This window comes from Serratia sp. K1WW1 (genome assembly GCF_055790865.1).
This window is the reverse complement of record NZ_CM147697.1, coordinates 4,050,070-4,074,748: the sequence shown is the minus strand read 5'-3', so window position 1 is coordinate 4,074,748 and position 24,679 is coordinate 4,050,070. Positions and strand designations below refer to the sequence as shown.

19 protein-coding genes are annotated in these 24,679 nt (G+C 54.3%); 13 read left to right on the top strand and 6 right to left on the bottom strand.

The window, feature by feature from the left end:
* Nucleotides 1-3 precede the first annotated feature (3 nt).
* From bcsA to ACX9GU_RS18340, 10 genes are all read left to right on the top strand, one after another.
* On the top strand, nt 4-2,115 hold the full coding sequence (gene bcsA, locus ACX9GU_RS18385) for a UDP-forming cellulose synthase catalytic subunit (RefSeq protein ID WP_473192475.1): 2,112 nt from the start codon (nt 4-6) through the stop codon (nt 2,113-2,115).
* Nucleotides 2,112-4,550, top strand: a complete 2,439-nt coding sequence (bcsB, locus tag ACX9GU_RS18380) for a cellulose biosynthesis cyclic di-GMP-binding regulatory protein BcsB (RefSeq protein WP_473192474.1) — start codon at nt 2,112-2,114, stop codon at nt 4,548-4,550. The genes bcsA and bcsB overlap by 4 nt, the downstream gene beginning before the upstream one ends.
* Nucleotides 4,551-4,586: 36 nt before the next feature.
* Nucleotides 4,587-8,576, top strand: a complete 3,990-nt coding sequence (locus tag ACX9GU_RS18375) for a cellulose biosynthesis protein BcsC (protein ID WP_473192473.1) — start codon at nt 4,587-4,589, stop codon at nt 8,574-8,576.
* A gap of 2 nt (nt 8,577-8,578) precedes the next feature.
* A complete protein-coding gene (gene bcsD, locus ACX9GU_RS18370) occupies nt 8,579-9,064 on the top strand; it encodes a cellulose biosynthesis protein BcsD (protein ID WP_473192472.1) in 486 nt (161 codons plus the stop codon).
* A 2-nt stretch (nt 9,065-9,066) separates the two neighbouring features.
* Nucleotides 9,067-10,161, top strand: a complete 1,095-nt coding sequence (locus tag ACX9GU_RS18365; RefSeq protein ID WP_473192471.1) for a family 8 glycosyl hydrolase — start codon at nt 9,067-9,069, stop codon at nt 10,159-10,161.
* 168 nt (nt 10,162-10,329) lie between these two features.
* Entirely contained in the window at nt 10,330-11,289 is a 960-nt protein-coding gene (locus tag ACX9GU_RS18360) for an IS110 family RNA-guided transposase (protein WP_473192326.1), read from the top strand.
* Between the two features lie 484 nt (nt 11,290-11,773).
* Nucleotides 11,774-12,739: a 23S rRNA (adenine(1618)-N(6))-methyltransferase RlmF gene (gene rlmF / locus ACX9GU_RS18355; protein ID WP_473192470.1), complete on the top strand. Its 966-nt coding sequence runs from the start codon at nt 11,774-11,776 to the stop codon at nt 12,737-12,739.
* Between the two features lie 284 nt (nt 12,740-13,023).
* On the top strand, nt 13,024-14,328 hold the full coding sequence (locus ACX9GU_RS18350) for a methyl-accepting chemotaxis protein (RefSeq protein WP_473192469.1): 1,305 nt from the start codon (nt 13,024-13,026) through the stop codon (nt 14,326-14,328).
* A 207-nt stretch (nt 14,329-14,535) separates the two neighbouring features.
* Nucleotides 14,536-15,069, top strand: a complete 534-nt coding sequence (locus tag ACX9GU_RS18345; protein WP_473192468.1) for a hypothetical protein — start codon at nt 14,536-14,538, stop codon at nt 15,067-15,069.
* The gene (locus ACX9GU_RS18340) at nt 15,044-15,274 is read left to right on the top strand and encodes a hypothetical protein (RefSeq protein ID WP_473192467.1); all 231 of its coding nucleotides are present in this window, start codon (nt 15,044-15,046) and stop codon (nt 15,272-15,274) included. The genes ACX9GU_RS18345 and ACX9GU_RS18340 overlap by 26 nt, the downstream gene beginning before the upstream one ends.
* Before the next feature lie 33 nt (nt 15,275-15,307).
* Here the strand turns inward: ACX9GU_RS18340 and glnQ are convergent, their stop codons facing one another.
* From glnQ to ACX9GU_RS18310, 6 genes are all read right to left on the bottom strand, one after another.
* On the bottom strand, nt 15,308-16,030 hold the full coding sequence (glnQ, locus tag ACX9GU_RS18335) for a glutamine ABC transporter ATP-binding protein GlnQ (RefSeq protein ID WP_021180508.1): 723 nt from the start codon (nt 16,028-16,030) through the stop codon (nt 15,308-15,310).
* Nucleotides 16,027-16,686: a glutamine ABC transporter permease GlnP gene (gene glnP, locus ACX9GU_RS18330; protein WP_021805129.1), complete on the bottom strand. Its 660-nt coding sequence runs from the start codon at nt 16,684-16,686 to the stop codon at nt 16,027-16,029. The genes glnQ and glnP overlap by 4 nt, the downstream gene beginning before the upstream one ends.
* A gap of 114 nt (nt 16,687-16,800) precedes the next feature.
* Nucleotides 16,801-17,544, bottom strand: a complete 744-nt coding sequence (glnH, locus tag ACX9GU_RS18325) for a glutamine ABC transporter substrate-binding protein GlnH (protein ID WP_141131717.1) — start codon at nt 17,542-17,544, stop codon at nt 16,801-16,803.
* A gap of 337 nt (nt 17,545-17,881) precedes the next feature.
* Nucleotides 17,882-18,148 carry a DksA/TraR family C4-type zinc finger protein gene (locus ACX9GU_RS18320; protein WP_473192466.1) on the bottom strand — a complete coding sequence of 89 codons (267 nt, stop codon included), beginning with the start codon at nt 18,146-18,148 and terminating at the stop codon, nt 17,882-17,884.
* A gap of 154 nt (nt 18,149-18,302) precedes the next feature.
* Nucleotides 18,303-18,806, bottom strand: a complete 504-nt coding sequence (gene dps / locus ACX9GU_RS18315; protein WP_024484568.1) for a DNA starvation/stationary phase protection protein Dps — start codon at nt 18,804-18,806, stop codon at nt 18,303-18,305.
* 362 nt (nt 18,807-19,168) lie between these two features.
* Nucleotides 19,169-20,176 (bottom strand): LacI family DNA-binding transcriptional regulator, encoded by a 1,008-nt coding sequence (locus ACX9GU_RS18310; protein ID WP_473192465.1) that lies wholly within the window; start codon nt 20,174-20,176, stop codon nt 19,169-19,171.
* Nucleotides 20,177-20,421: 245 nt separating this feature from the next.
* Here ACX9GU_RS18310 and ACX9GU_RS18305 point away from each other — a divergent pair, with 245 nt between their 5' ends.
* The 3 genes from ACX9GU_RS18305 to ACX9GU_RS18295 all read left to right on the top strand — a co-directional run bounded on the left by ACX9GU_RS18305 (nt 20,422) and on the right by ACX9GU_RS18295 (nt 24,664).
* Nucleotides 20,422-21,663 (top strand): oligosaccharide MFS transporter, encoded by a 1,242-nt coding sequence (locus tag ACX9GU_RS18305; RefSeq protein ID WP_473195213.1) that lies wholly within the window; start codon nt 20,422-20,424, stop codon nt 21,661-21,663.
* A gap of 18 nt (nt 21,664-21,681) precedes the next feature.
* Complete coding sequence (locus tag ACX9GU_RS18300) at nt 21,682-23,115, top strand: glycoside hydrolase family 32 protein (protein ID WP_473192464.1); 1,434 nt, start codon at nt 21,682-21,684, stop codon at nt 23,113-23,115.
* A 181-nt stretch (nt 23,116-23,296) separates the two neighbouring features.
* Nucleotides 23,297-24,664, top strand: a complete 1,368-nt coding sequence (locus ACX9GU_RS18295; RefSeq protein ID WP_473192463.1) for a carbohydrate porin — start codon at nt 23,297-23,299, stop codon at nt 24,662-24,664.
* Nucleotides 24,665-24,679: the final 15 nt, after the last annotated feature.

Genomic DNA, 24,679 nt, shown 5'->3' with positions numbered 1-24,679 from the left:
GTTATGAATAAAATACTCTTTTATTTCTTACTGCTGTTGGCCTTACCTTTTATCCTGTTGATTATCATTGCCCCCATGAGCAGTGATAATCAGTATATCTTTGGCCTGATCTGTATTGCGATCGTGTTTATTTTAGGGGTAAGTAAAAGCAAAAAAGTTACCCTGGTCATGATTGTGATGTCGACCCTGATGTCATTACGTTACATCTACTGGCGCGCGACAGAAACCCTGCATTTCAACAGTACGCTGGAGGCTGTGCTGGGTATCGCCCTGTTTATCACCGAGCTGTATGCCCTGGTGATATTGTTGTTTGGTTATATTCAGACCACCTGGTCGTTAAAACGCACTATTGAACCGCTGCCCGACGACACGTCGCTATGGCCAACGGTAGATGTCTATATTCCTACTTACAACGAAAGTATGGACGTGGTGCGCGATACCATCCTGGCGGCGCAGTGTATTGACTACCCGAAAGACAAGATGAAGATCTATGTGCTGGATGACGGCAAACGTAATGAGTTTGCCGTATTCTGTGCCGATGCGGGCGTAGGCTATATTACCCGCAATAATAACCACCATGCCAAAGCGGGCAATCTGAATAACGCGATGAAAGTGACTCACGGCGAATTGATCACCGTGTTTGACTGCGATCACGTGGCAACCCGCGCCTTTTTGCAGGCGACGGTCGGCAGCTTCCTGGTGGATGAGCGCCTGGCGTTGATCCAGACCCCGCACTACTTCTATTCCCCGGATCCGTTTGAACGCAACCTGTCAGAGGCGAGCAAAGTCCCTAACGAAGGCGCGCTGTTCTACGGGCCGGTGCAGCAGGGTAATGATAACTGGAACGCCACCTTCTTCTGCGGCTCCTGTGCCGTGATCCGCCGTTCGGCGCTGGAAGAGGTGGGCGGCTTTGCGGTAGAAACCGTGACCGAAGATGCCCACACCGCCTTGAAGATGCAGCGCCGGGGCTGGAACACGGCATTCCTGGCATTGCCATTGGCAGCCGGGTTGGCCACCGAACGCTTGGGGCTGCACGTGATCCAACGTACCCGCTGGGCGCGTGGTATGACGCAGATCTTCCGGGTGGATAATCCCTTGCTGGGGCGCGGCCTGACCTGGCAGCAGCGTTTATGCTATTTGAACGCCATGCTGCATTTCCAGTACGGCTTACCCAGGGTGATATTCTGCGTGGCACCGCTGGTTTATCTGCTGTTCAACCTCAATATCATCGCCTCCTCCGCCGGGCTGATTTTTGCCTATGTGTTACCGCATCTGGTGATGTCGATCTATATCAACTCCAGAGCCAATGGACGCTATCGTTATTCGTTCTGGGGGGAAATCTATGAAACGGTGATGTGTTTCCATCTGGTGATACCGACCCTGCTGACGATGATCTCGCCAAAGCACGGCAAGTTTAACGTGACGGATAAAGGCGCGTTGCTGGACGTTAACTATTTCGACTCCCATATTGTCCGGCCGCATATTATCGCCGTGTCCTTGCTGTTAATCGGTACCGCCTGGGGCGCGATCCGCCTGGTGATGCCGGATCACTATGGCGCTAACCCGCAGGTTATCTGGCTAAATATTGCCTGGGCCAGCTTCAGCATGATTATCCTGCTGGCCGCCATTGCCGTAGCGCGGGAAACGCGTCAGGTCCGAAAAACCATCCGTATCGATGCCACTTTGCCCGCGGTGCTGTATTTTGCCAGCGGCGCGGCGATGCGTACCGAAACCCTGGATCTTTCGATGGGCGGGGTCAAATTGAAAACGCCGGACGAACGTTTCCTCAACGATCCGATCGAAGAGGTGGAAATATCGCTCAAGTCCGGCGCCGTCTGTTTCCCGGTTGAGCTGATCGATGTCGACAAGTCGGTGACCCGCTTAATGTTCAAAGAGATGCCGATTGAAAAACGGCGGGAGTTGGTACGGGTGGTATTGGCGCGGGCAGATGCCTGGATCCAGACCAAGCCTTTCCCACAGGATCGGCCACTGCGTTCGTTGCTGGGCGTCCTGCGCTGCATTTTCGAGTTGTTCTATTTTTCCTGGCGCGATCGTCGGGCCAAGAAGCAGCAGAAACGGCCTGAGCTAAAGCGGGATAAGGAACAAGCCCTATGAGCCGGGTGAATACCAAGTTGCCAACAGGCAGATCTACGTTCATTGCCCTGGTCAGCGGCCTGCTGTTGGGGATGGGGCTGTCTGGTCTCGCGATTGCGGCCGATCCACAGCCCGCGCCGTCCTTTTCGAGCGATGGTGCCGAGATGCCAGGTTTTCCTACCTTGCCGCGCCCGACAGATGCGCCACCAGCGGGTACGGTGCCGGGCAGTGCTGAGCAACCTGCTACGCAAGCAGCTCCGCTTGATATCGCAACGCCACCGGTTACCGTCTTCAATCAGTCGCTCGCTTCCACGCTCAGCGTGGGCGAGATGGGGCAAACCACAGGATTGACGTTGAGCAACTGGCAACAGCAGTCCGGCTTCACCTTTACCTTACCCTCGGACTGGGTGGTAACGGACGGCAATCTGGTGCTGGATCTCGACATTTCCCCGGCCCTGATGGGAACCGATACCGAACTGCAACTGATGCTTAATGGACAACCCTTGAGCACCCAGAAGCTGGACCAATTGCATGAAGGCAAGGTTAGTTTGCAGGTGCCGATCCCGGCCGCCATGATCGTAGCGCGCAACAACCTGAGTTTCAGCATCGGCAATGGCAGCAATGCGGCCATGTTGTGCGAAAAGGGGGCGGCTAACAAATATTGGCTCAAGGTGCTGCCAACCAGCCAGTTGCATCTTGAAAACCAGGTGCTGAATATCAGCCCGAACCTCGGCCGTTTCCCCAATCCGTTCTTCGATCCTCAGGCCATGCAACCCACCCAGGTTGAGGTGATCTTCGGCCAGGAAAAACGGCCGGAGGAGGTGGCTGCAGCCGCCATCGTCAGCTCTTATCTGGGGAAAGTAACGCGCCATAACAACCTGAACTTCCAGGTGTTGCAGGACAGCTTGCCTGAGCAGAACGGCATTATCTTTGCGCGCCCCGGCGAGCAGATTGGCCAGTTGACTCTGCCACAGGCCGACGGCCCGACCATTCAGATGATTGATAATCCGCTGAACCCGGTTTACAAGCTGCTGTTGGTGATGGGGCGTAACGCCACCGAGATGCGCCAGGCTGCCTATCGTCTGGTCAGCCAGCCGTTGCCGGAGAAAACGGCTTCGCTGGCGGTGAAGCCGGTGACTATTCCGGTGCGCCAGCCCTACGACGCCCCGCGCTGGATCGATACCAGCAAGCCGGTCAGCTTTGATAAGCTGGTGGCCAGTACTGAGGAACTGACCGTCACAGGCGTTTACCATGACGCGGTGCGCATTGCTTTCCGTGCCGCCCCGGACCTGTTTATGTGGGATGGCAGAAACGTCCCGCTGCAAATCAACTACCGTTTCCCCACCGACAACTGGATCGATGAGAATAAATCCCAGCTCAGTGCCACGCTGAACGGCACCTTCCTGCGTAACCTTTCGGTGAACAAACGCGGACTGCTGGAGCTGCTGTGGCACCAGTTTGGCGGCGATATTCGCCAGGAACAATATACCTTGGCTCTGCCACCGTATCTGATTTACGGCGACAACATGCTGGAGCTTTATTTCTCTATCGTGCCGAAAAACGGCTCCTCCTGCGATCCGGCGGATAGCAACACCCTCAAGAGCCATATCGGGCCCAACTCGTATATTGATCTGAGCGATACCTACCATTTCACCGAGTTGCCCAATCTCTCTTATTACGTCGGGGCCTCCTTCCCATTCTCCAAGCTGGCGGACTTCTCGCAAACCGTGCTGTTAATGGCGGAAAAGCCTACCGTCAACGAAGTGCGTGCGCTGTTGAATCTGACTGCTCGTTCCGGTGCGGCTACCGGCAGCTCGATTGGCAATGTGGATATTCGCTTTGGCCTGCGGGGCAACGAGAGCGAGTTGGACGACTTCAAAGGCAAGGACGTGCTGGTGGTCGCCTCACTGGCTCAGAGCGCCTTCTATCAGCGGCTGTTGCAACAGGTGCCTTTTGCGCTAACTGATAGCGGCGGGCTGGCGGTGAAGGCGCAGTCTACGCTGGAAAAATTGCAGTCCTACCTGAAAGGTAACTGGCGGACCCAGGGTATCGACGCCGATCGCTATCTCTCCTCATTGACGGACTGGCGTGGATTTTTCAGCTTCCGTTCCGGTTGGGATCCGCAACGGGTGGTGGTGGTGGCTAGCGCCTCTTCCGACGATGGCCTGAACAAGATCTATGGCGATCTGAAATCGGCCCGGATCAACGCCGGGGTGCGTGGCGATCTGGCGGTGATCACCGATCAGAATGGCGTACGCAGTTTCCAGGTGGGTGAACAGTTCCCGAGCGGGGAGCTGCCCTGGTATCTGATCTTTATCTGGTATGCCAGTAAACATGTGGTGCTTTTATCCCTGACTGGCTTGGGGATTTCCGTGGTGTTGGGGTTGGGGCTGTATATTTTGCTACGCAAGCATGCCGCCAAACGCCTGGGGAGAGATGCAGAAGATGAAAGTTAACACACGTCTCGACCAGAAGTTAGACAGGAGCCGCCAATGAATATCATGCTGAAAAAGAAACTGTATTGGGTCTCCCTGGCCGGGCTGACGATTTTTTCGGTGTCGGCGCTGGCGGATGACAATAACCCGGCGCTGAAAGCCCTGTTTCAACAGGCGGCTTACTGGCATGAAAAGTCACATGACGAACTGGCCCAGGGGGCGTTGCAGAAAATCCTGCTGATCGACGAGAACAACGCCGAGGCGATGTATCTGCTATCCCTGTATGCCATGCAGGGCGGGGACAAGGCCAAGGCCGAAATCTGGCGCAAAAAACTGAGTGCCGTCGCGCCTAACGATCCCCGCCTCCAGGCATTAAGCAGCACCGAATCGGCTCCGTCGGTCTCCAAGAATCTGTTGGCGCAGGCCCGGCAGCTGGCGGCGAAAGGGGAGTTTGCCCAGGCGGCTGCGGCCTATCAGACGGTGTTCAATGGCAAGACACCGATCGATAACCTCGCCAACGAGTATTACCTCACCTTGGCGGGGTCACCGGCGGGCAGGCAGGAGGCGATTGATGGCCTCAAGCAGCGGCTGGCTATGCAACCCAATGACTCGCAAACTCGCGTGGTACTGGGCAAGGTGCTGACCTATCAGGAATCGACCCGCCGTGAAGGGATCGATATGTTAGCGGCGATGGCCCCGAACAATAATGAGGCGGACCAGGCGTTGAAACAGGCGCTGCTGTGGCTGGCACCTCAACCGGCTGACAAGCCGCTGTATGATGCCTATCAGCAACGGCACCCGGCGGACAAGGCCGTGGCAGCCTATTATCAGCAGAATATTGCTGGCTCGGCCAAAGGCGTTGGGTTCTCCGAACTGAATAAAGGGGATCTGGGCAGCGCCAAGGATCAGTTTGCCGCTATCCTGGCCAGCAACCCGAATGATGCGGATGCTCTGGCCGGGATGGGATTTACGGCGATGCGCAGCGGTGACTTCGCGCAGGCAGAAAACTACCTCACCCAGGCGGCAAAACAGGGCGGCCCACAGAGTGCACAGTGGGGAGCTTTGGCTCAGGAAGCGGCGTTTTATGCGACATTGGACAAAGCCAAGCAGGCTGCCAACGCAGGGCAATTGGATGAAGCCTTGGCGATCAGTGCGCCCCTGAGCCGTGCTACAGGGGATAAAGGCAATGCGGCGACGCTGTTCCGGGCCGATCTGGCACGAAAGAAAGGGGATTTCACGGCGTCTGAGCAGATGTATCGCGGCTTGCTGACGCAAAACCCGCAGAATAATGACGCCAGGCTGGGGCTGTATTATCTGTTGCAGCAACAGCGTGACAAAGGCCCGGAAGCCGCACAGATCCTGCAAACTATTCCAGCCGATCAACGGCCTAAAGTCGCGCAGGCGGTGGTGGGGGTGAATGTCGATCCCCAGCGCAGGCAGGCCGAGGCCGCCATGCAGAATGGCGATCCGCAGCGTGCGATGATGATCCTGCAACAGGCGCTGGAAAAGCAGCCTTCGAACGTTTGGGTGCGGCTGGATATGGCACGCATCCTCAACAAACAGGGGCAAGAGTTGCAGGCGCAAACCTTGATCTCTCCACTGATGCAGGTTGGCGCTTCGCCAGACAGCCTGTACGCCGCAGCGCTGTTTGCCTCAGAACGTAACGACTGGCTGAACGTGTCCACCCTGATGGCGCGTATCCCGCAAGGGAGGCAGAACAGCAGCATGCGGGCTCTGGCGGCCACCGCATCGGCCAACCAGCAGCGGGCCAGCGCAGAAAGTTATCTTCGCCAGGGCAACACGGCCAGCGCAGCGGTCATCTTGCGGCAGCTGGCGCAAAAGCCGCCGACTGAACCGGCAGCCCTTGGGGAACTGGCAAAAGATTTGATGACGGTGGGGGATACCTCGACGGCAGTACAGCTGGTGCGTGACAACATGCGCCTGGGAGTTAAAGGCAATGCGGGTGATTACGCGGCCCAGATCGCGGTGCTCAATCAGGCTGGGTTAAGCCAGGAGGCCGATGCCTGGCTGAATAACCCGGCGTTGCGGGCGCGCAGTTCAACCCGCGAGATTGGCCAACTGCGCAACGGCAGCGTGATCAATGAGGCGGATAAACTGCGTTTACAAGGGCAGTACAGCGCCGCGTATGACAAGCTGATCGGCGCGCTGCAAAACGATCCGCAAAATACCGATATCATGCTGGCGATGGGGCGTCTCTATCAGTCTGGCAACATGAACAAAGAGGCCGGGCAGGTTTACAACTACCTGCTCAGCCGTGACAGCCTGAACCAGGGGGCGCGCGAAGGTGCCGTCGGGGTCGCATTATCAGAAGGCGATGTCGATCGGGCCAAACAGTTGCTGCGCGGCTTGCCTGCGCTTAAAACGCCGGATCAGCTGATGCTGGCAGCGCGCGTTGCTCAAGCGGACGGTAACTATCCACAGGCGATGGTGTTTCTGCGCGAGGCGAAAAACCGGGTCAATGGTGTAACCGGTGCGCCAGGCGGAGGCCCGGCAGTGATTGGCGGTTTGCGGCTGGCGGATAACCCGTTCGCCGAGCAGAGCACGGCCTCGTCGAGCGTGAATACCTCTTCCTCGGCTTACGGTGAGGTACTGCCTTGGCAGGTCGCAGCCCCGGGTTACGCCCGCACTCCTGCGGCGGTGGTGAAAAACCCGACCTTGCAGCAGATTGATAAGTTGATGGACGAGGTGCAGGGCAAGACTGCCACCTGGGTTCAGGGGAATATTTCTCTGCGCGATAACAGCAGTGGTGAAAACGGCCTGAGTAACATCACGGAAGTGAGAAGCCCGATCACTCTGTCAGGCATGCCGTTCGATAATGGCAGGCTCAGTGTTGATGTGACGCCGGTGATGCTGAAATCCGGTACGCCATCCGACAGCGCCAACAGCCGTTTTGGTACCGGGGCGCTGCAACAGGCCAGGGCTATAGAGGCCGCGACGCAGGCTTCCATCGTTGCCTCACAGAACTCGATTGCTGCCGCACAGGCCGCCGATCTGCGTTATCAGCAACTGCATGCCACCCGCGATAGCCTGTGCTCTATTGACGCCACTTCGCCAGAGTGTGCCGCCGCCACGGTGGCACAGGATCAGGCCTTTAACGAAAGGCAGACGCTGGCAGGCCTGGTGACACAGCCGAAGACCTTTGGCCCTAACGATATCTATGCCGATTCACCGGGACAGCAGCAAGATACCGGGGTTGAACTGGCGTTAGCGTTAAGCGGCGACAGCTATAAGCTGGACGTGGGTAGTACGCCAATGGGCAGCGGCATCAGTTCGGTGGTGGGTGGTGTGAAATGGTCACCCAAGCTGACCGAGCACTCAACGCTGGATATGACGCTTGAACGCCGCGCGGTAAAAGATAGCCTGCTCTCCTATGTCGGGACCGAAGATACCATCACCGGCAAGAAATGGGGGGCGGTGACCAAGAACGGCGGCGGCGTAAATCTTGGATACGATGATGGTGTGCTCGGCGCTTACGGTGGCGCGGGATATTACAGCTACGTGGGTGATAACGTGGCGGATAACCATAGCGTGACCGGCATCCTGGGAGCCTACATCCGCCCTTATAAGGATGATGATAGCGAGCTGAAGGTGGGCGTTAACGTCAACTATATGGACTTTGACAAAAACCTCAGCTATTTCAGCTACGGCCAAGGGGGTTACTTCAGCCCGCAGGACTATCTGAGCATCTCGCTGCCGGTGGAGTACACCAAAAAGCAGGATAACTTCACCTATATTCTGAGCGGCAACGTCGGTTATCAGACCTATAACAATCAGGAAAGCCTGTACTACCCGAACGATCCGGAGCTCCAGTCTCAGTTGGAAAGCCTGGTGAGCCAGGGGTACGGCAAAGAGGCCAGATATGCCAGCGAGGACAAGAGTGGCATTGGCTACAGCCTGAAGGCGGGGGGGACCTATAAGGTCACGCCAAGCGTGTTGGTTGGGGGGCAGTTGGGTTATGACACTTTCGGCAGCTATTCCGAGAGCACGGCTTTGCTCTATTTTAAATATCTGTTAGATGGAAAATAACCATGCAAGATATTAACACTACCTGGTATGAGCTTGATTATTATCGCCAGCGCCAGTTTAAGGCGGGTTGGCAGGATCTGATCGAAGTGGTGTTCTCCGGCATTCAGGCTTCTGCTGATGATACGGACAGCCGCGATTTTCTGCGTTTGATGGGGAGTAACCTGGCGAAGAAGCTGCCATTGCCGGAGGCGGAAACGGTGGGAGAGTTGGAGGATGCTCTCAATGCCTTATTACGTCAGTTTGACTGGGGCAGGGTGCAGATAGAGGCGAATGGCGAACAGATGATCCTGACCCATTATGCCTACCCGCACAGTGCCGATCCGGCCAACGAGGACGTCTGGGCACTCTCTTTTGCCACGGTGCTTGAGGGGGCCTATGACACCTGGCTGCTGGCTCAGGGCGGTGAGCCGCATGTTTCCCTGCGCTGGCGCAGCCCGGCCAAAGATAACACCCTGGTCTTTTGCTACAGAAACGAGCAACGCAGGTAAACATGATGACGAAAAGCAGGTTTGGTAGGCTCCGCGTACTCCTGCTTTGGCTGGGGTTGATGTTTTCCCTTGGTGCCCAGGCTGCCGACAGCGGTTGGGCGCAATACAAACAGCGTTTCCTGTTAGCAGACGGACGGATTGTCGATACCGGCAATAACAACGTCAGCCATACAGAAGGGCAAGGGTTTGCCATGCTGTTGGCGGTCTACAATGACGACCGTCCTGCGTTTGACAACCTCTGGCAATGGACCCGTAACACCTTGTATCGCCAGGATATCGGCCTGTTTTCCTGGCGCTATGAGCCGGGGAAGGCGGTGCCGATAGCCGATAAAAATAATGCCACCGATGGCGATATCCTAATCGCCTGGGCCTTGTTGAAGGCGGGGAAACGCTGGAATGTGCCTGCCTACCTAGCCTCCTCGGCGCAGATACAGCAGGCCCTGCTCAAACATACTGTGATCGACTACGCCGGTTATCGGGTGATGTTACCTGGTGCGAACGGTTTCAGGCAAAACGGTTCGGTGATCGTGAATCCTTCCTATTTTGTCTTTCCCGCCTGGCACGCATTTTACCAAGAAAGCCGTTTGCCAGCATGGAAAAAGCTCATCGACGATAGCATGACCATGGTCAGCAGAATGCGCTTTGGCAAACAGCATCTGCCCAGCGACTGGGTCACGCTACAGGCCAATGGGCAGATGGCTCCGGCCAAAGATTGGCCACCGCGCTTTGGTTTTGATGCGGTGCGGGTTCCGCTCTATCTCTATTGGGACAAGGCCGACAGCCTGTCACTGAGTCCGTTTGCCAGCTTTTGGCGCGGCTTTGATCGTCGGGCGACGCCGGCCTGGCAAGATGTGCTGAGCGGCCAGCGCGCCGAGTATAATCAAAGCCAGGGGATGAGGGCGGTCAGGGATCTGACGGTGGGGGATCGGGGGCCGTTGAAAGATAGTCTGGCACCTGATGAGGATTACTATTCTGCCAGTCTGCACCTGCTGGCCTACTGGGCACAGCGCAGCCAACTGGTCCCCTCACCCCAACCCTTATGTCTTGATCTTCTCCGCCTTAGCGGAGAAGATCCCCGACTGATCATCGGGAGATAGTTGGTGAGCTCCTCCTAACCCTAGTGCCTATGAGCCCGTGGGAGAGATTGTGCCCCAACTGTCTATTTCCCTGTCGCCTTGTAGACCGAACGGTATCCTGTGCCTATGAGCACCCACATATAAGGATGGTCCGGCGATAAATTACAGACATGGTTATGGAGTGCCATAATGCGCAGAACCCCTGTCGGCGTTGATATCGCCAAACTCAAGTTTGATGTCGCCGTACTGCTGGAAAATCAGAAGTATAAAACCAAAAAGTTTGCCAATACCCCTTCTGGATGCCGCGAGTTCGCGGCCTGGTTGAGCCGCTTTGGCGACTGTCATGTCTGCATGGAAGCCACTGGGAGCTACAGCACGGAACTGGCCACTTATCTGGCAGACAACAACTACCACGTCAGTCTGATGAACCCGGCGTGTATCCATTCCTTCGGCAATACAGAACTGACCCGGAACAAAACGGACAAAAGCGATGCAGCGATGATAGCCCGCTACTGCGCACTGCATCAGCCTGACCCGTGGTTCCCAGCCCCATTGAGCGAACGCCAGTTGACCGCGTTGGTCAGGCATCTTAAGAACCTGGAAGAGATGCGTCAGATGGAAGAAAATCGCCTGGAGGTGGCAGAAGCGGTCATCGTCCCTTCACTCAATGAACACATCGCCACGTTGGATGAACTGATACGAGAAACGAAGAAGAGAATCAGTCAGCACATCGATGATAACCCTGACCTGAAACGGGACAGCGAGTTGCTAAAAAGCATCCCAGGGGTGGGAGAGATGCTGAGCTCCAGCCTGCTGGCCTTTGCTGGAAACCTGCGTCGGTTCACCAGCAGCAAGGCCCTGGTGGCGTACGCAGGACTGAATCCACAGCGATGTGAGTCGGGGATGTTTAAAGGGAAAAGCCGGTTATCGAAAGTGGGACACAGTGAGCTACGAAGCGCGTTATACATGCCAGCGGTAGTAGCAGGCCAATACAATGTTGTGGTTAAGGACTTGACAGAAAGGCTGAAGTTGCGTGGGAAGTCGGGCAAAGAGAGAGTGTGTGCGGCGATGCGAAAACTGCTGCAACTGGCCTATGGTGTGGTGAAATCAGGAAAGGTATTTAATGCGGAAATACCGCTTGCCGGATAGCCGACAAGACGGTATCTCTCCCACAGGGAGAGGGAGCTGATAGCCCCCGCTCGTTTGGAAGTAAAGAGATAATCTCAGCAAACTAGATCGGGATGTCCATGGGAGGGGGAGCTGATAGCCTCTGCTCGTTTGGAAGTAATGTGGTTTAGTAATATCGATCGCCTTCTCATCTAAGGTGAGTCACGCTAATTTGAAGCCAACTCGATCGGTCCCCTCTCCTTGGGGAGCTGATAGTCCCCGCTCGTTTGGAAGTAATGTGTTTGTTGTGGTCTAGTAATATCGATCACCTTCTCATCTAAGGTGAGTCACGCTAATTTGAAGCCAACTCGATCGGTCCCCTCTCCTTGGGGAGAGGGTTAGGGTGAGGGGTATTCACCCGTTCCGCAATCTTACCATTTTGGCGCTTTTCACCTCAGCGGCAAGCGCCTCGCCGGGCTTTATGCTATCTTACGCGCCAGAAAACCCTTTCAGAGAGCCCGTCACGGTGGAAAAAAAGAAAAGTTTCCCGCAGCAGAAAAGCGGCCTGCATCCGCGCAATCGCCATCGCTCACGCTATGACTTCCCTACCCTGATCGCCACCTGTCCGGGGTTGGAACCCTTTGTGAAGCCCAACGCCTGGGGCGATATCTCGGTGGATTTCGCCGATCCTGCCGCGGTGAAAATGCTCAACCGTGCCTTGCTGATGCACTTTTATGGCATCGAACATTGGGATATCCCAGCCGACTATCTCTGCCCGCCAATCCCGGGGCGTGCCGATTATCTGCATCACCTGGCCGATCTGCTGGCGACCAGCAACGGCGGCGAGATCCCACGTGGCAAAGGCGTGGCGATCCTGGATATCGGCGTGGGGGCCAACTGTATTTATCCAATTATCGGTCAGCGCGAATATGGCTGGCGCTTTACCGGCTCGGAAACCGATCCGGTGTCGCTGGGGGCTGCCAAGATGATCGTGGCCATGAACCCGACGTTAAAAAACACCGTGCGCCTACGCCAGCAGAAACAGCAGGACTGTATCTTCAACGGCATTATCGGCGTTGCCGAGCGCTTCGATGCCACCTTGTGTAACCCGCCGTTCCACGGTTCCGAGCAGGAAGCGCGCGCCAGCACCCGTCTCAAGTTGCATAAGTTGGGCAAAGGGGCGGTGGCAGAAAAGCCGGTGCAGAACTTCGGTGGCAAGAACAACGAACTGTGGTGCGAAGGAGGCGAAGAGGCCTTTGTTCGCAAAATGGTGGAAGAGAGCGTCGGCAAAGCGAAGAACTGCCTGTGGTTCACCTCGCTGATCTCGAAAAACACCACGCTGCCTGCCATTTATTATGCGCTTAAGCAGGCCGGGGCCGCCGAGGTGCGCACCATCGAAATGGCACAGGGGCAGAAGATTAGCCGCTTTGTGGCCTGGACCTTCCTTGATGCCGAGCAGCAAGCCACCTGGGCGGCAGAACGCTGGCAGTAATTGCCCGACCGTTGCCGGCGATCGTGCTGGCAACGATTATTTATTCTTTGGTTCCTTTCATTCTGTCTGGCTTGCGTTATCCTCAATACTGTTAATAAATTCCCACGCTGCTCATTAGTTAAAAAAACAATCATTACATAGCCTAATAACCGTTTTTATCCAGTTAATCTGGAGCATTGTCGTGCGCAATGTTCAGGGCGATAGCGCGCTTACTGGCGAGCAATAGATGCAGAAAAAATAGAGAGTGCTTGCCGTTAACTCCATCTGCCAGAAGGATTTACCCGATGTTTTTAAACCTCCGTCAGTCAAATAGCCCGTGGCATGCTGAATTGGCAGCCATTGAAGACGCGGTAGCGATGATCGTATTTAAACCCGACGGCACCGTATTACGTGCCAACGATCTGTTCTTGCAAACGATGGGGTTTGAGCGCCAGGAAGTCATTGGTCAGCATCATCGTATTTTCTGCGATCAAAGCTATGTCGCCAGCCCAGCCTATCAGCGCCACTGGCAAAGGTTAAATCGCGGCGAAGCCATTACCGATAATATCAGGCGCATTCGCAAGGATGGTGAAGTGGTCTGGCTGCAGGGTACTTATACCCCGGTGTTAAATAAGCACGGTGAGGTGATGGAGATCATCAAGATCGCCAGCGAGGTGACCAGCCGTATCACTCAGGCCCAGGAGCATCAGAGCCTGTTAACGGCGCTGAATCGATCGATGGCGATGATCACCTTCTCACCAACCGGCATCATCCTGGATGCCAACGACAATATGCTCGATCTGATGGGCTATCGGCTGGAAGAGGCACGCGGCCAGGCGCACAGCATACTTTGTACGCCAGAGTTCGCCGATTCTGACGAGTATCATCAGCACTGGCAACGGTTGGCTCAGGGGGAGTTTTTGACCGGGCGTTTCGAACGCCTCAACCGGCGTGGGGAGCGGGTATGGCTGGAGGCCAGCTATAACCCAATCATCGACAATGAAGGGCGGGTATTAAAGGTGGTGAAAATCGCCCAGGACATCACCCGCCAGACTTTCCAACAGCAGCATGAAGAGGAAATGGTGCGAAATGTCCACCATCTCTCCATGGGGACCGATAAAACAGCTGCCCAAGGGGCGATCATTGTGCAGCAGGCGGTGCAGGGGATGCAGCAGGTGGAGATGGCCGCACGGCAGACTTCGGACGTCGTCAGCGACTTGGGGCGCTGTTCGCAACAGATTGGCAATATGGTTGAGGCGATCCGCAAAATTGCCGCCCAGACCAATCTACTGGCGATTAACGCCTCGATCGAAGCGGCGCATGCGGGCGAGCATGGGCGCGGTTTCTCCGTAGTGGCTAATGAGGTGCGTACCTTGGCCGAACAGTCCCGTAAAGCGGCCAGCGAGATTGAGCAAGTCACCAAAACCATTCAGCAAGGGGTGACGGCGGCAATCAACAAGATGGTGACCTGCGTGGAACAGGCGGGCGGCGGCGTGGCGCTAGCCAAGGATGCCGGGGAGGTAATCAATCAGGTCAATGTAGGTATGCAGGACGTGGTCAAGCTGATGCAGGCATTCACTTCGGTAAAGCAGGGTGACGTTTTGCACTGAGGTTCGTACATGCGGTGATGGGCATTGTTATAAGGGAGATTTTTTAGATGATTAGCGAAGGAAATACGCACGTCAATATGTGAAGTAGCGGTGTGCGATCCCGATCCACAGATCATTATCTGAACCCACCTGGCACAGTGATTTAGTTGTGGCTGGTGGGTTCATTTGTTTGAATATGCCATATATTCGCGCTCAGGGAGAGGATCTATGAATCAAGGAGTTCGGTGGCAGTCGCCTTTTAGCGACCCGTTTGGCACCGGGATGGTTTACCGCTTATTTGATGTGGGTGGTGTTCCCTATGCCGTTGGATTTGAAGAAATTCTTACGCTGCATGATCTGAATAGCAACGGTATCGATATTCTTTCTGTTTATCCGAACTTTCGCTTTTCAAGCAACGGGGTATGGGCAGTGGTATTCGACGAAATTGAACCTACCACTATGGATTTTAATGGTTTTCAACATGTGCAGCATACGGGTTTGCTAGGCGGCAAAGTCCTACTCAACGTTGCAAGTATAATTTATGACCATTATACTCTTTGTCACGCAGGAACTTATGTCTTCTCGGCAGCCAACGATCCCCACTATCTGAGGCAAACCGATCTGGCTGACATTTATAATGGGCTTCTTGGCCTTGGTGGTAAACCCAAAAGTCGGTTATTCGGCAGGTTACAGGGATGGGAAGCTTTTAGCGACGTCGCAACAGGAGGAAGAGGCTATGTCGTTACTACTCAAAGTTACTAAACCGCACACTATCTCGGCAGAATCTCTCTCCTATGAGATGGGCATGCGTCTCCAAGCGGCAGCGGCTCAGGGTTTGAAAGATAAGCTGGAGACTGGTGAGGTGAAGTTCATTAATGGCCGCTATGTGTTTGGCGCCAGCATGAAGGTGACTCGCCCGTCGATCTTTGCAGCCAGACCAAAGAAAACTAAATACCCAATAGCATAATGAAAAGCCCCGAAAGGGGCTTTGTATGTTGCTTCAGGAAACGTGCTGCAAGAACTCGCGCAGGCGTGGGCTTGGCGGGTTGTTGATCAGGTCATGAGGGTTGCCATCTTCGGCAATCCGGCCTTTGTCGATGAAGATCAGGCGTGAGGCCACCTTTTCGGCAAAGCCGACTTCGTGAGTCACGATCACCATCGTCATGCCTTCTTCGGCCAGATCCTGCATAACCTTCAGCACCTCGTGGCGCAATTCCGGATCGAGCGCCGAGGTTGGCTCATCGAACAGCATCATTTTAGGCTTCACCGCCAACGCCCGGGCAATAGCTACACGTTGTTGCTGCCCGCCGGAAAGCTCGGAAGGGTAGTGGTGAGAACGCTCGGCCAACCCAACCTTGGCTAACAGCGTGTGTGCCAGCTTTTCGGCATCGGCCTTTTTCAAACCGCGTACGCGGATTGGGCCAAAGGCCACGTTTTCCAGCGCCGTCAGGTGCGGGAACAGGTAGAACTGTTGGAACACCATACCGGCTTCCTGACGGATCAGGCGGTCGTCCACCTTCGGATCGTTCACCCTCAGGCCGTCGACCACCAGTTCACCGCTGGTGATCTCTTCCAGTTTGTTGATGCAGCGCAGCAGGGTTGATTTACCGGAACCAGAAGGCCCGATGATCACCACCACTTCACCCTGTTTGATATGCAGATCGATATTGTGCAGCACCTGGGTCGGGCCAAAGTGCTTGGAGACGTTTCTAAATTCAATCACAGGATTTTCATCCTTCTTTCCAGACGACGCAGCACGAAGCTAAGCATCAGGGTAATAATCAGGTACACCACCGCAACGGCGCTCCAGATTTCCAGCGCACGGAAGTTACCGGCAATAATTTCCTGCCCCTGACGGGTCAGTTCCGCTACACCGATCACGATGAACAGCGAAGTATCCTTGATGCTGATGATCCACTGGTTACCCAGCGGTGGCAGCATGCGGCGCAATGCCAGTGGCATGATCACATAGCGGATGGTCTCGCGGCGTGACAGCCCCAGCGCCAGCCCGGCCTCACGGAAACCGCTGTGGATCGACAACACCGCGCCACGGGTAATTTCCGCAATGTAGGCGCCCGAGTTGATCATGATGGTGACCACGGCGGCGGTGAAAGGATCGATGCGGAAATCGCTAAAGGCCATGGGCAGGGCGAAGTAGATAAACATCACCTGTACCACAATCGGCGTGCCGCGGATCACTTCAATGAATACCAGTGCCACATGGTTGGCGATCCAGCCGCCATAGGTGCGGGCGAAACCGGCAACCAGGCCGATGATCAGGCCGCCAATCAGACCGAGGACCGAAATCCACAGGGTCATCTTGGCGCCTTCTAACAAAATTGGGATGGCGGGCCAAATGGCGCTCCAGTCGAATTGCATAATGTTATCTCCCGGCGATCCCAAGCAAAGGGATCAATAAACAACAAAGCACAGGGGGCGGGTACACCTCCCCTGTGCTCAATTAATAACTTACTGGCTTATTAACTTCATCAGTTACTTAGGTTCGGTACCAAACCATTTTTTGTAGATTTCGTTGTAAGTCCCGTTGTCGCGCAGCGTTTTCAGCGCGCCGTTGACCTTTTCACGCAGCTCGTCGCTGCCTTTCGGGAAGGCGATGCCATACTGCTGGGCTTCCAGGGAGTCGCCAACGGTTTTGAACTTGCCAGCGCCCGCGGTCTTGATGAAGTACAGGATGTTTGGCGTATCGTGCAGCACGGCGTCAGCGCGCTTGGTGCCCAGTTCCATATAGGCGTTGTCGATGTTCGGGAACTGGCGCAGATCTTTGGTTTTGATGTGCTGCTTGGCGTAATCCACCGAGCCGGTGCCGCTCTTCACTGCCACCACTTTGCCGTCCAGATCCTGGATGCCTTTCACGCTGTCGTTGTTAGCGTTGACCATCACCAGCAGGCCGCTTTTGTAGTAGCCGTCGGAGAAGTCGATCGCCTTTTTGCGTTCGTCGGTAATGGTGATACCGGCCAGCGCCAGATCGACGTTCTTGGTTTGCAGCGCAGGAATGATGCCGCTAAAGTCCATTGGCTTCAGGGTGTAATCCAGCTTCAGCTCTTTGGCAATCGCCGCCCACAGGTCGATATCGAAACCGACGTATTGGTCACCTTGTTTGAATTCAAACGGCACGAAAGCGGTGTCCGTGGCGACAACCAGCTTGTCTGCTGCGTGAGAGCTAACGGCGAAGGCCAGGGAAAGTGCGGCCAGGGAAACTTTAAAAATAGACTTCATGAGAGGAATTCCTGTACAGGTTGCGGATTACCCATTTTTTATGTTGCATTTTGTGCTATGGAAGAATCGTGCCAAGTTTGCAATCATTATAAAAACAAGGGGTTGTGTTGTGATGTTGGGTTTGGATAGCCAATTATAATTTTTATGCACCACTGGTGGGCACCAAAATGGTGCAGTGAGACCCTGGTGGTGCAACTGAGCTATCATCAACTAAACAATAGCCGGGAAACAACCGATAATTAACAATTATCGATCAATAATGATAACTAACTCTAACTTTATAGCCATAGTCCGATTTCATTTGGTGCAAACAGGCGTGTTTTGAAGGGAAGTAGGGTTAACGCAGCTGGCTGTCTTTGCTGCCCCGGCGATTGAACAGGCTGCTGGCAGCCTGTTTTTTATCCACTTCAGCCTGGCAGTTAACACAGTAACGCACCCCTTGCAGCGCCAGACGCCGGGCTTCGGGGATCTCTGTGCCACATTCCTGGCAATAGTGTTCGCTTTCGCCGTGGCCAAGCGCCTGACGAGCACGTTGGACGGCATCATCTACCGTTGAGTCGATTTGATCCTGCACCGCGCCGTCAGCTGTCCATCCGCCTGCCATGCCCACCTCACTATTGAACCTGTGAATGCTTGCAATCCTGATTGGATCATAACCAGTGTAATCCAGCCTGTTTTTTATACAACTCGGCTTGCAGATAAAAAAACAGGCTGGGGCAAGGCCCACAACCTGTTGTTTCGCGCCAGGATGGCTGGTTTTATTCGATGTTGGATTCGATAAACCACAGGAACTTGTCCAGATCGCGCGATGCGGCGGTGAACATGTCTGCGGTGTCTTCATCCGGAACTTCCGTGATGGCTTGGCGGATGTCGTTGGCGACGGCTGCATAACGATCGGCCAGCGCTTTCAGGTGATCTTGCACGCTGTGAATATTGGTCGGATAGCTTTTCAGCGGGGTTTTGTCATTCACCACCTGTACCGTACCCAGCGCAACGCCACCGAGCTGTACGACACGTTCTGCAAAAGTATCCTGATGGTCGGTGATGGCGGTGCGGAAGCCGTCGAGCATTTCATGCACGGCAATAAAATTGGCACCACGCATGTTCCAATGCGCCTGCTTGGTGATCAACGACAGATCGATAAACTGCACAACCTGATGGTTCAGCGCCTTGATTGCGGCCTGCTTGGTTTGCTCATCCACGTCATTACGTGTGTACAACAGGTCAGAAGATTTCGTTTTCACCAGTTTAGCGGTACTCATATAGATATCCTCTTGATGGGTGTGATCCTATTTTGTTACGGGACAAATTATAGCAGCTTAAATTTATTTTGCAGGCCGAAAAGGGCGATTAAATAAATAGGTAATAACCGCTGGCTATTTTGCCTGGAAAGGCGTATGGCATATTTGATGATTCGTGAGGTGTTGATAATAAACGTTTTTTAAGCTTTTAGAGGATAAGGGTTGAGATCCCCCACTAATAATAGACACCGATTGAAGGGATATTTCAATGCGCAATTATTGCAGGGTGTTTCTGAGCGTAGAAATAGGGCTTGTTTTTTCTATTAATTCATATTGATAGCCAATTATCCCCAGGGTGTGCGCCGTAGCTATTTTTTGCGCCATCACAGGTTGCCATGGATCGAGTCTCTGTTGAGCAAGGGCGCGGGTATTTTGACCGTATCGGTCTGCGTCTTGCCCTGGATAATATGCAGCGCAGCATGACGACCTATTTCGTAATGTGGCAGTTGTACCGTCGAGAGCGGCGGTAAGAATAGCTCGCCAATGCCAACCATATTGTCGTAACCCACGACAGCCACATCTTGCGGGATGCGCAGACCCTGCGCCAGTAGCGTCTGATAGACCATAAAGGCGATACGATCGTTGCCGCAAATGATCGAGTCGAACATCGGATTACCCTGCTTGATATGTGCTAGCACAATGGCTGGGATATCACGGTAGTGCTCATCGCCATGCTCCATATAGACATGCATGAGAGTGTCAGGGTTTATACCCGCTTGCCGGCAGGCACGCTCCAGTCCCTGACGGCGGCGCAAGGTAGCGAGATGGTGTTTTGGCAGATGCAGGCAGAGTGGTTGACGATTACCTGCAGCGAGCAGAGCCTGCACCGCCTCGAACTGGCCTTGTTCGTCGTCCGGAATATAGCTGGCTACAGGGTCGTGCAAACTTTCACAGTTGGCCAGCACGCACGGGAGGGTGAGCAGTTTGGTTGGCAGCGGCACCTGACGTAGCCCCATGGTGGTGTAGATGATGCCGTCTGGCCGGTGTGAAAGCAGAAGGTCGACAATGGTATCTGGATTATCGTCAGAAAACATATTTACCACGAAACTGTTCCAGCCATACGCCCGGGCGGTCTCTTCGATCGACAAAGTGATTTCCACCGAGAATGGTGTGGTAACCGTATCGAGAGCCAGCACTCCGATAGTATTCGGCGTGGCATGAGCACCGCGTATTTTTTTCGCTGACAAATCGGGAACGTAATTGGTCTCCTTGATGGCGACTTGCACGCGCGCCAGGGTCTCAGGTTTTAGCCTTTCCGGGCTATTGAGCGCGCGGGAAACCGTCATGAGCGACACATTGGCCAGTTTCGCCACATCCTTTAGAGAAGCCATATTTATTACTCCCGTCATTACCTTCAGGTAACAGGCTATACGACGAAGTTACTGATGTAAAAGGTTCAGCGGCTATTGTGTCGTAGAAAGCGAAAGAACCGTAGCGAGAAATTTTTGATCGCGCTCTCACTTTTTCAATGTTAACGTTAACTTTTGTGATTAACATCATGAATCTCAGCAAAACGACAAGCGGTTTTTTATTTGTTAACGTTACCATGCGAGCATTATTCCAATACGAGAATGCCATAATGAAAGCGCATCACTCTCATAGCTACCCACTACTTAGTGCATTACTGTTCTTCTTTTTCGTGTCCTGGTCCTCTACTGGCTCTTTACTCTCGATCTGGTTGCACCAGGAAGTGGGGCTGAAAGCGGGAGATACCGGTATTATCTACGCGGTGTTGTCCGTCTCCGCGCTACTGGCGCAAGTCTTCTACGGCTTTATCCAGGATAAACTCGGCCTGCGTAAAAACCTGCTCTGGACCCTTACCGGGCTGTTGATCCTTTCCGGGCCTGCCTATTTGCTGTTTAGTTATCTGTTACAAATCAATATATTGCTCGGAAGTCTCTTCGGTGGGATCTATATCGGCATAACCTTTAACGGCGGTATCGGCGTGCTGGAATCGTACACCGAACGCGTGGCGCGCCAGAGCCAGTTTGAATTCGGCAAGGCGCGGATGTGGGGATCGCTGGGCTGGGCGGTGGCGACCTTCTTCGCAGGGCTCCTGTTTAACATCAACCCGAAACTCAACTTCGCGGTCTCCAGCTGTGCCGGTCTGGTGTTCTTTATCCTGCTGGCGCGGCTGCGGGTGTCTTCTGCACCGCATGCGATGCAGGAGGCGGTGTCCGGTGGCAAAGTGAAGCTGGATGACGTGCTGCGTCTGCTGACGCTACCGCGCTTCTGGGCGCTGGTGTTTTTCGTCATCGGTACCTGTATTTACGGCGTTTACGATCAGCAGTTCCCGGTTTACTTCTCTTCACAATTCGCCACGTTGCAGGAAGGCAACGCTATGTACGGTTATCTCAACTCGTTCCAGGTATTCCTCGAAGCCGCCGGGATGTTTTGCGCCCCGTGGTTGGTTAACCGCATCGGCGCAAAAAATGGCCTGATTTTCGCCGGGATGGTGATGGCGTTGCGTATGGTGGCTTCCGGGCTGGTGGAAGGGCCGCTGCTGATTTCCATCACTAAACTGCTGCACGCGGTAGAGCTGCCGATCCTGCTGGTCGCTATCTTTAAATACAACAGCTTGAATTTCGACAAACGCCTGTCTGCCACCCTCTATCTGGTGGGGTTCGCCTGCACCAGCTCGGTTATCGCTTCGGTGCTGTCGCCGCTGGCGGGTTATAGCTACGAAAAATACGGCTTTGCCCAGTCCTATCTGATTATGGGACTACTGGTGTTCTGCACCACCTTTATCTCCATCTTCCTGTTGCGCTCCAGTAAGTTATCTTCAGATCCTCTGATGTCGCAACCCTCCGCTATATGATTGAAAAGAGTAAAGACTATGACGTATTCAATATCCAAGGCTGAACAGGAACTGCAGGCTAAAAGTGAAACGCTGAACTTGCGTTGGTATCCGCGCTACCACCTTGCCGCGCGCGCGGGCTGGATCAACGATCCTAACGGTCTGGTCTGGTTTGACGGTTGGTATCACGCTTTTTACCAGCATCATCCGTATTCCACGCAGTGGGGGCCGATGCACTGGGGCCACGCGCGCAGTAAAGATCTGGTTCATTGGGAGCACCTGCCGGTCGCGTTGGCCCCGGAAGGCCCGGAAGATAAAGACGGCTGCTTCTCTGGCTCGGCGGTTGTTGATGGCGATACCCTGGCGTTGATTTATACCGGGCATAAATTCCATGGCGATGCCAGCGATGAGGCTAACCTTTATCAGGTGCAGTGTCTTGCGACTAGCCGCGACGGGGTCAGCTTCGAGCGTCAGGGGATCGTGGTGGATACTCCGCCGGGTCTGCACCATTTCCGCGATCCGAAGGTGTGGCGTGAAGGGGATAGCTGGTACATGATAGTCGGCGCTCGCGATGGCGAGACCGGCCAGGTGCGCCTGTATCGTTCCGCCGACCTGCATCAGTGGCACGATGCCGGAGTCCTTGATGAGGCGGAAACAGAGATGGGTTATATGTGGGAGTGCCCGGACTTCTTCACCCTCGAGGGTAAACGCATCCTGATGTTTTCTCCTCAGGGGATGGCGGCTGAGGGTTTCAACAACCGTAATCTGTTCCAGAGCGGCTATCTGATCGGTGAATGGCAGCCGGGGCAGCCGTTTGTTCGCAAAAGCGAGTTTATTGAACTCGACCACGGCCACGATTTTTATGCACCGCAAAGCTTCCTGACTCCCGATGGCCGCCGCATCGTTATCGGCTGGTTGGATATGTGGGAATCGCCGTTGCCCGAACAGCAAGATGGCTGGGCGGGAATGCTTTCTGTTCCGCGAGAACTGAGCCTCGGCGCAGATAACCGTCTGCAAATGCGTCCGGCCAAAGAGGTAGAGGGTCTGCGCGGCGCATGGTTCCCATGGCCAGTGAGTACGTTGAAAAATCAGCAGACCACGATGGTGGAAAACTGTGAAGCGATGGAGGTGATCCTAAACTGGGATTGTGCTAACAGCAGCGCAGAACAGTATGGCATCAGCTTCGGCGACGGTCTGCGCGTTTATGTTGATGCGCAGATGCAGCGTCTGGTGCTGGAGCGCCGTTATCCGCAGTATGGCCTGTGCGGGGTACGAAGCATACCGTTGACAGCAGGAGCATCGCTGAAACTGCGGTTGTTCTTTGATAGCTCCTCCGTGGAAGTTTTTGCTAATGATGGCGAAGCGTGCCTCAGCAGCCGTATTTACCCGGACGCTGCGCGCCGTGAGCTTATGCTGTTTGCCTGGAGCGGTTCGGCTTCCCTATCCGAGGCGGGGGCCTGGCAGCTAGAATAATCTATTTATATGTCAGGGATGTGGTAAATAAAGTATTGCGCACGCTGATACCGCATCCCGAACGATTTAAAGCATAGGTTTTAAACGTGTTAATAACCCGTTTGTCATGACGGGTGGGTAATTATTGTCTTTATCATCGAGTTTCACCCATAAATATAAATTAAATAATAATGGATTAACGATGAAAAATAATGATGGTTTACAGGTAAAAAAAGTCCGGGTCGGATGTTTTCTCACGTTTTTAGCAAGCGCTTGCGCGAACGCCCAAGCACCGCTATCTATCGAGGAGCGTTTGGCGCAACTGGAACAGCGGCTGAAAGAGACCGAGCAGCGGGCCGTCCGTGCGGAGACGGAGATTCGTGCGCTGAAACGGCAGGATACACCGGTAACGGTGGCCAACGCGACGCCGACCGAGCCGGCATTACGGCTTAATGACTATGGCGAAATAAAATTCTATGGTGACGTTGAGTTTAATATGGATGGCGCTAGCCGTACCGGCAGTCTGACCTCGTTGAAAACCAGCGCAAATAAAAACTGGGCGCCGGGCGATAAAGAACGCTGGGATATTAACGGGCGTATACTGCTTGGCTTTGATGGATTACGTAAAGGGCCGAATGGGAAATATGCCGGTTTCAGCGTACAGCCGCTGGCGGATATGAATGGCAAAATGAATCTTGATGATGCGGCATTTTTCTTCGGCCAGCAGGATGACTGGAAGATTAAAATGGGTCGTTTTGAGGCCTTTGATATGTTTCCGCTTAATCAGGATACCTTTATTGAATATTCTGGTAATACAGCCAATGACCTGTATTCCGACGGCTACGGTTACATTTACATGATGAAAGAGGGGCGCGGGCGCAGCAGCAGCGGCGGCAACTTCCTGCTAAGTAAAACACTTGATAACTGGTATTTTGAAGTGAATACGCTGGTGGAGGACGGCAGTTCGCTGTTTGTCGACCAGAACTATCACGGCAACGCGCTGGATAGCCGTAAAAACGTGGTTTACGTGCGCCCTGTTGCCGCGTGGCAATCCGGCGAGTGGTCGGTGGCTGCAGCGCTGGAGAGCAACCTGGTTAATAATGCCTACGGCTATCAGAATCAGCAGGGCCTTTGGGTCGATCAGTCCAGGCGTACCGGCTACGGTATGACCATGAGCTGGAACACGCTGAAAACCGATGCGCAGAACGGGGCGGTGGTGAACCTGAGCACCGCATATCTTGATGCGACGGATGAAAAGAACTTCAGTGCCGGTATCAATGCGCTATGGCATCGCGTTGAGCTGGGTTACATCTACGCGCACAACAAAATCGACCGTTTCAATATGGACAGTGTGAATGCTGAATGCGACGGCGATTGCGCGATCCTGGCACCAGGAAACTACGATATCCACACCATTCATACTTCATGGCAACTGCCGAATATTATGGATATGCCAAACTTTAATACCTACCTAGGGGCTTATGCTTCCTGGCTGGATGCTTCGACGATAAATCCAGGTGACACCGATATGCGCTATGGCATGAGGGTACGCTTCAAATATTTATTCTAAAATTGGGTGGTTAAG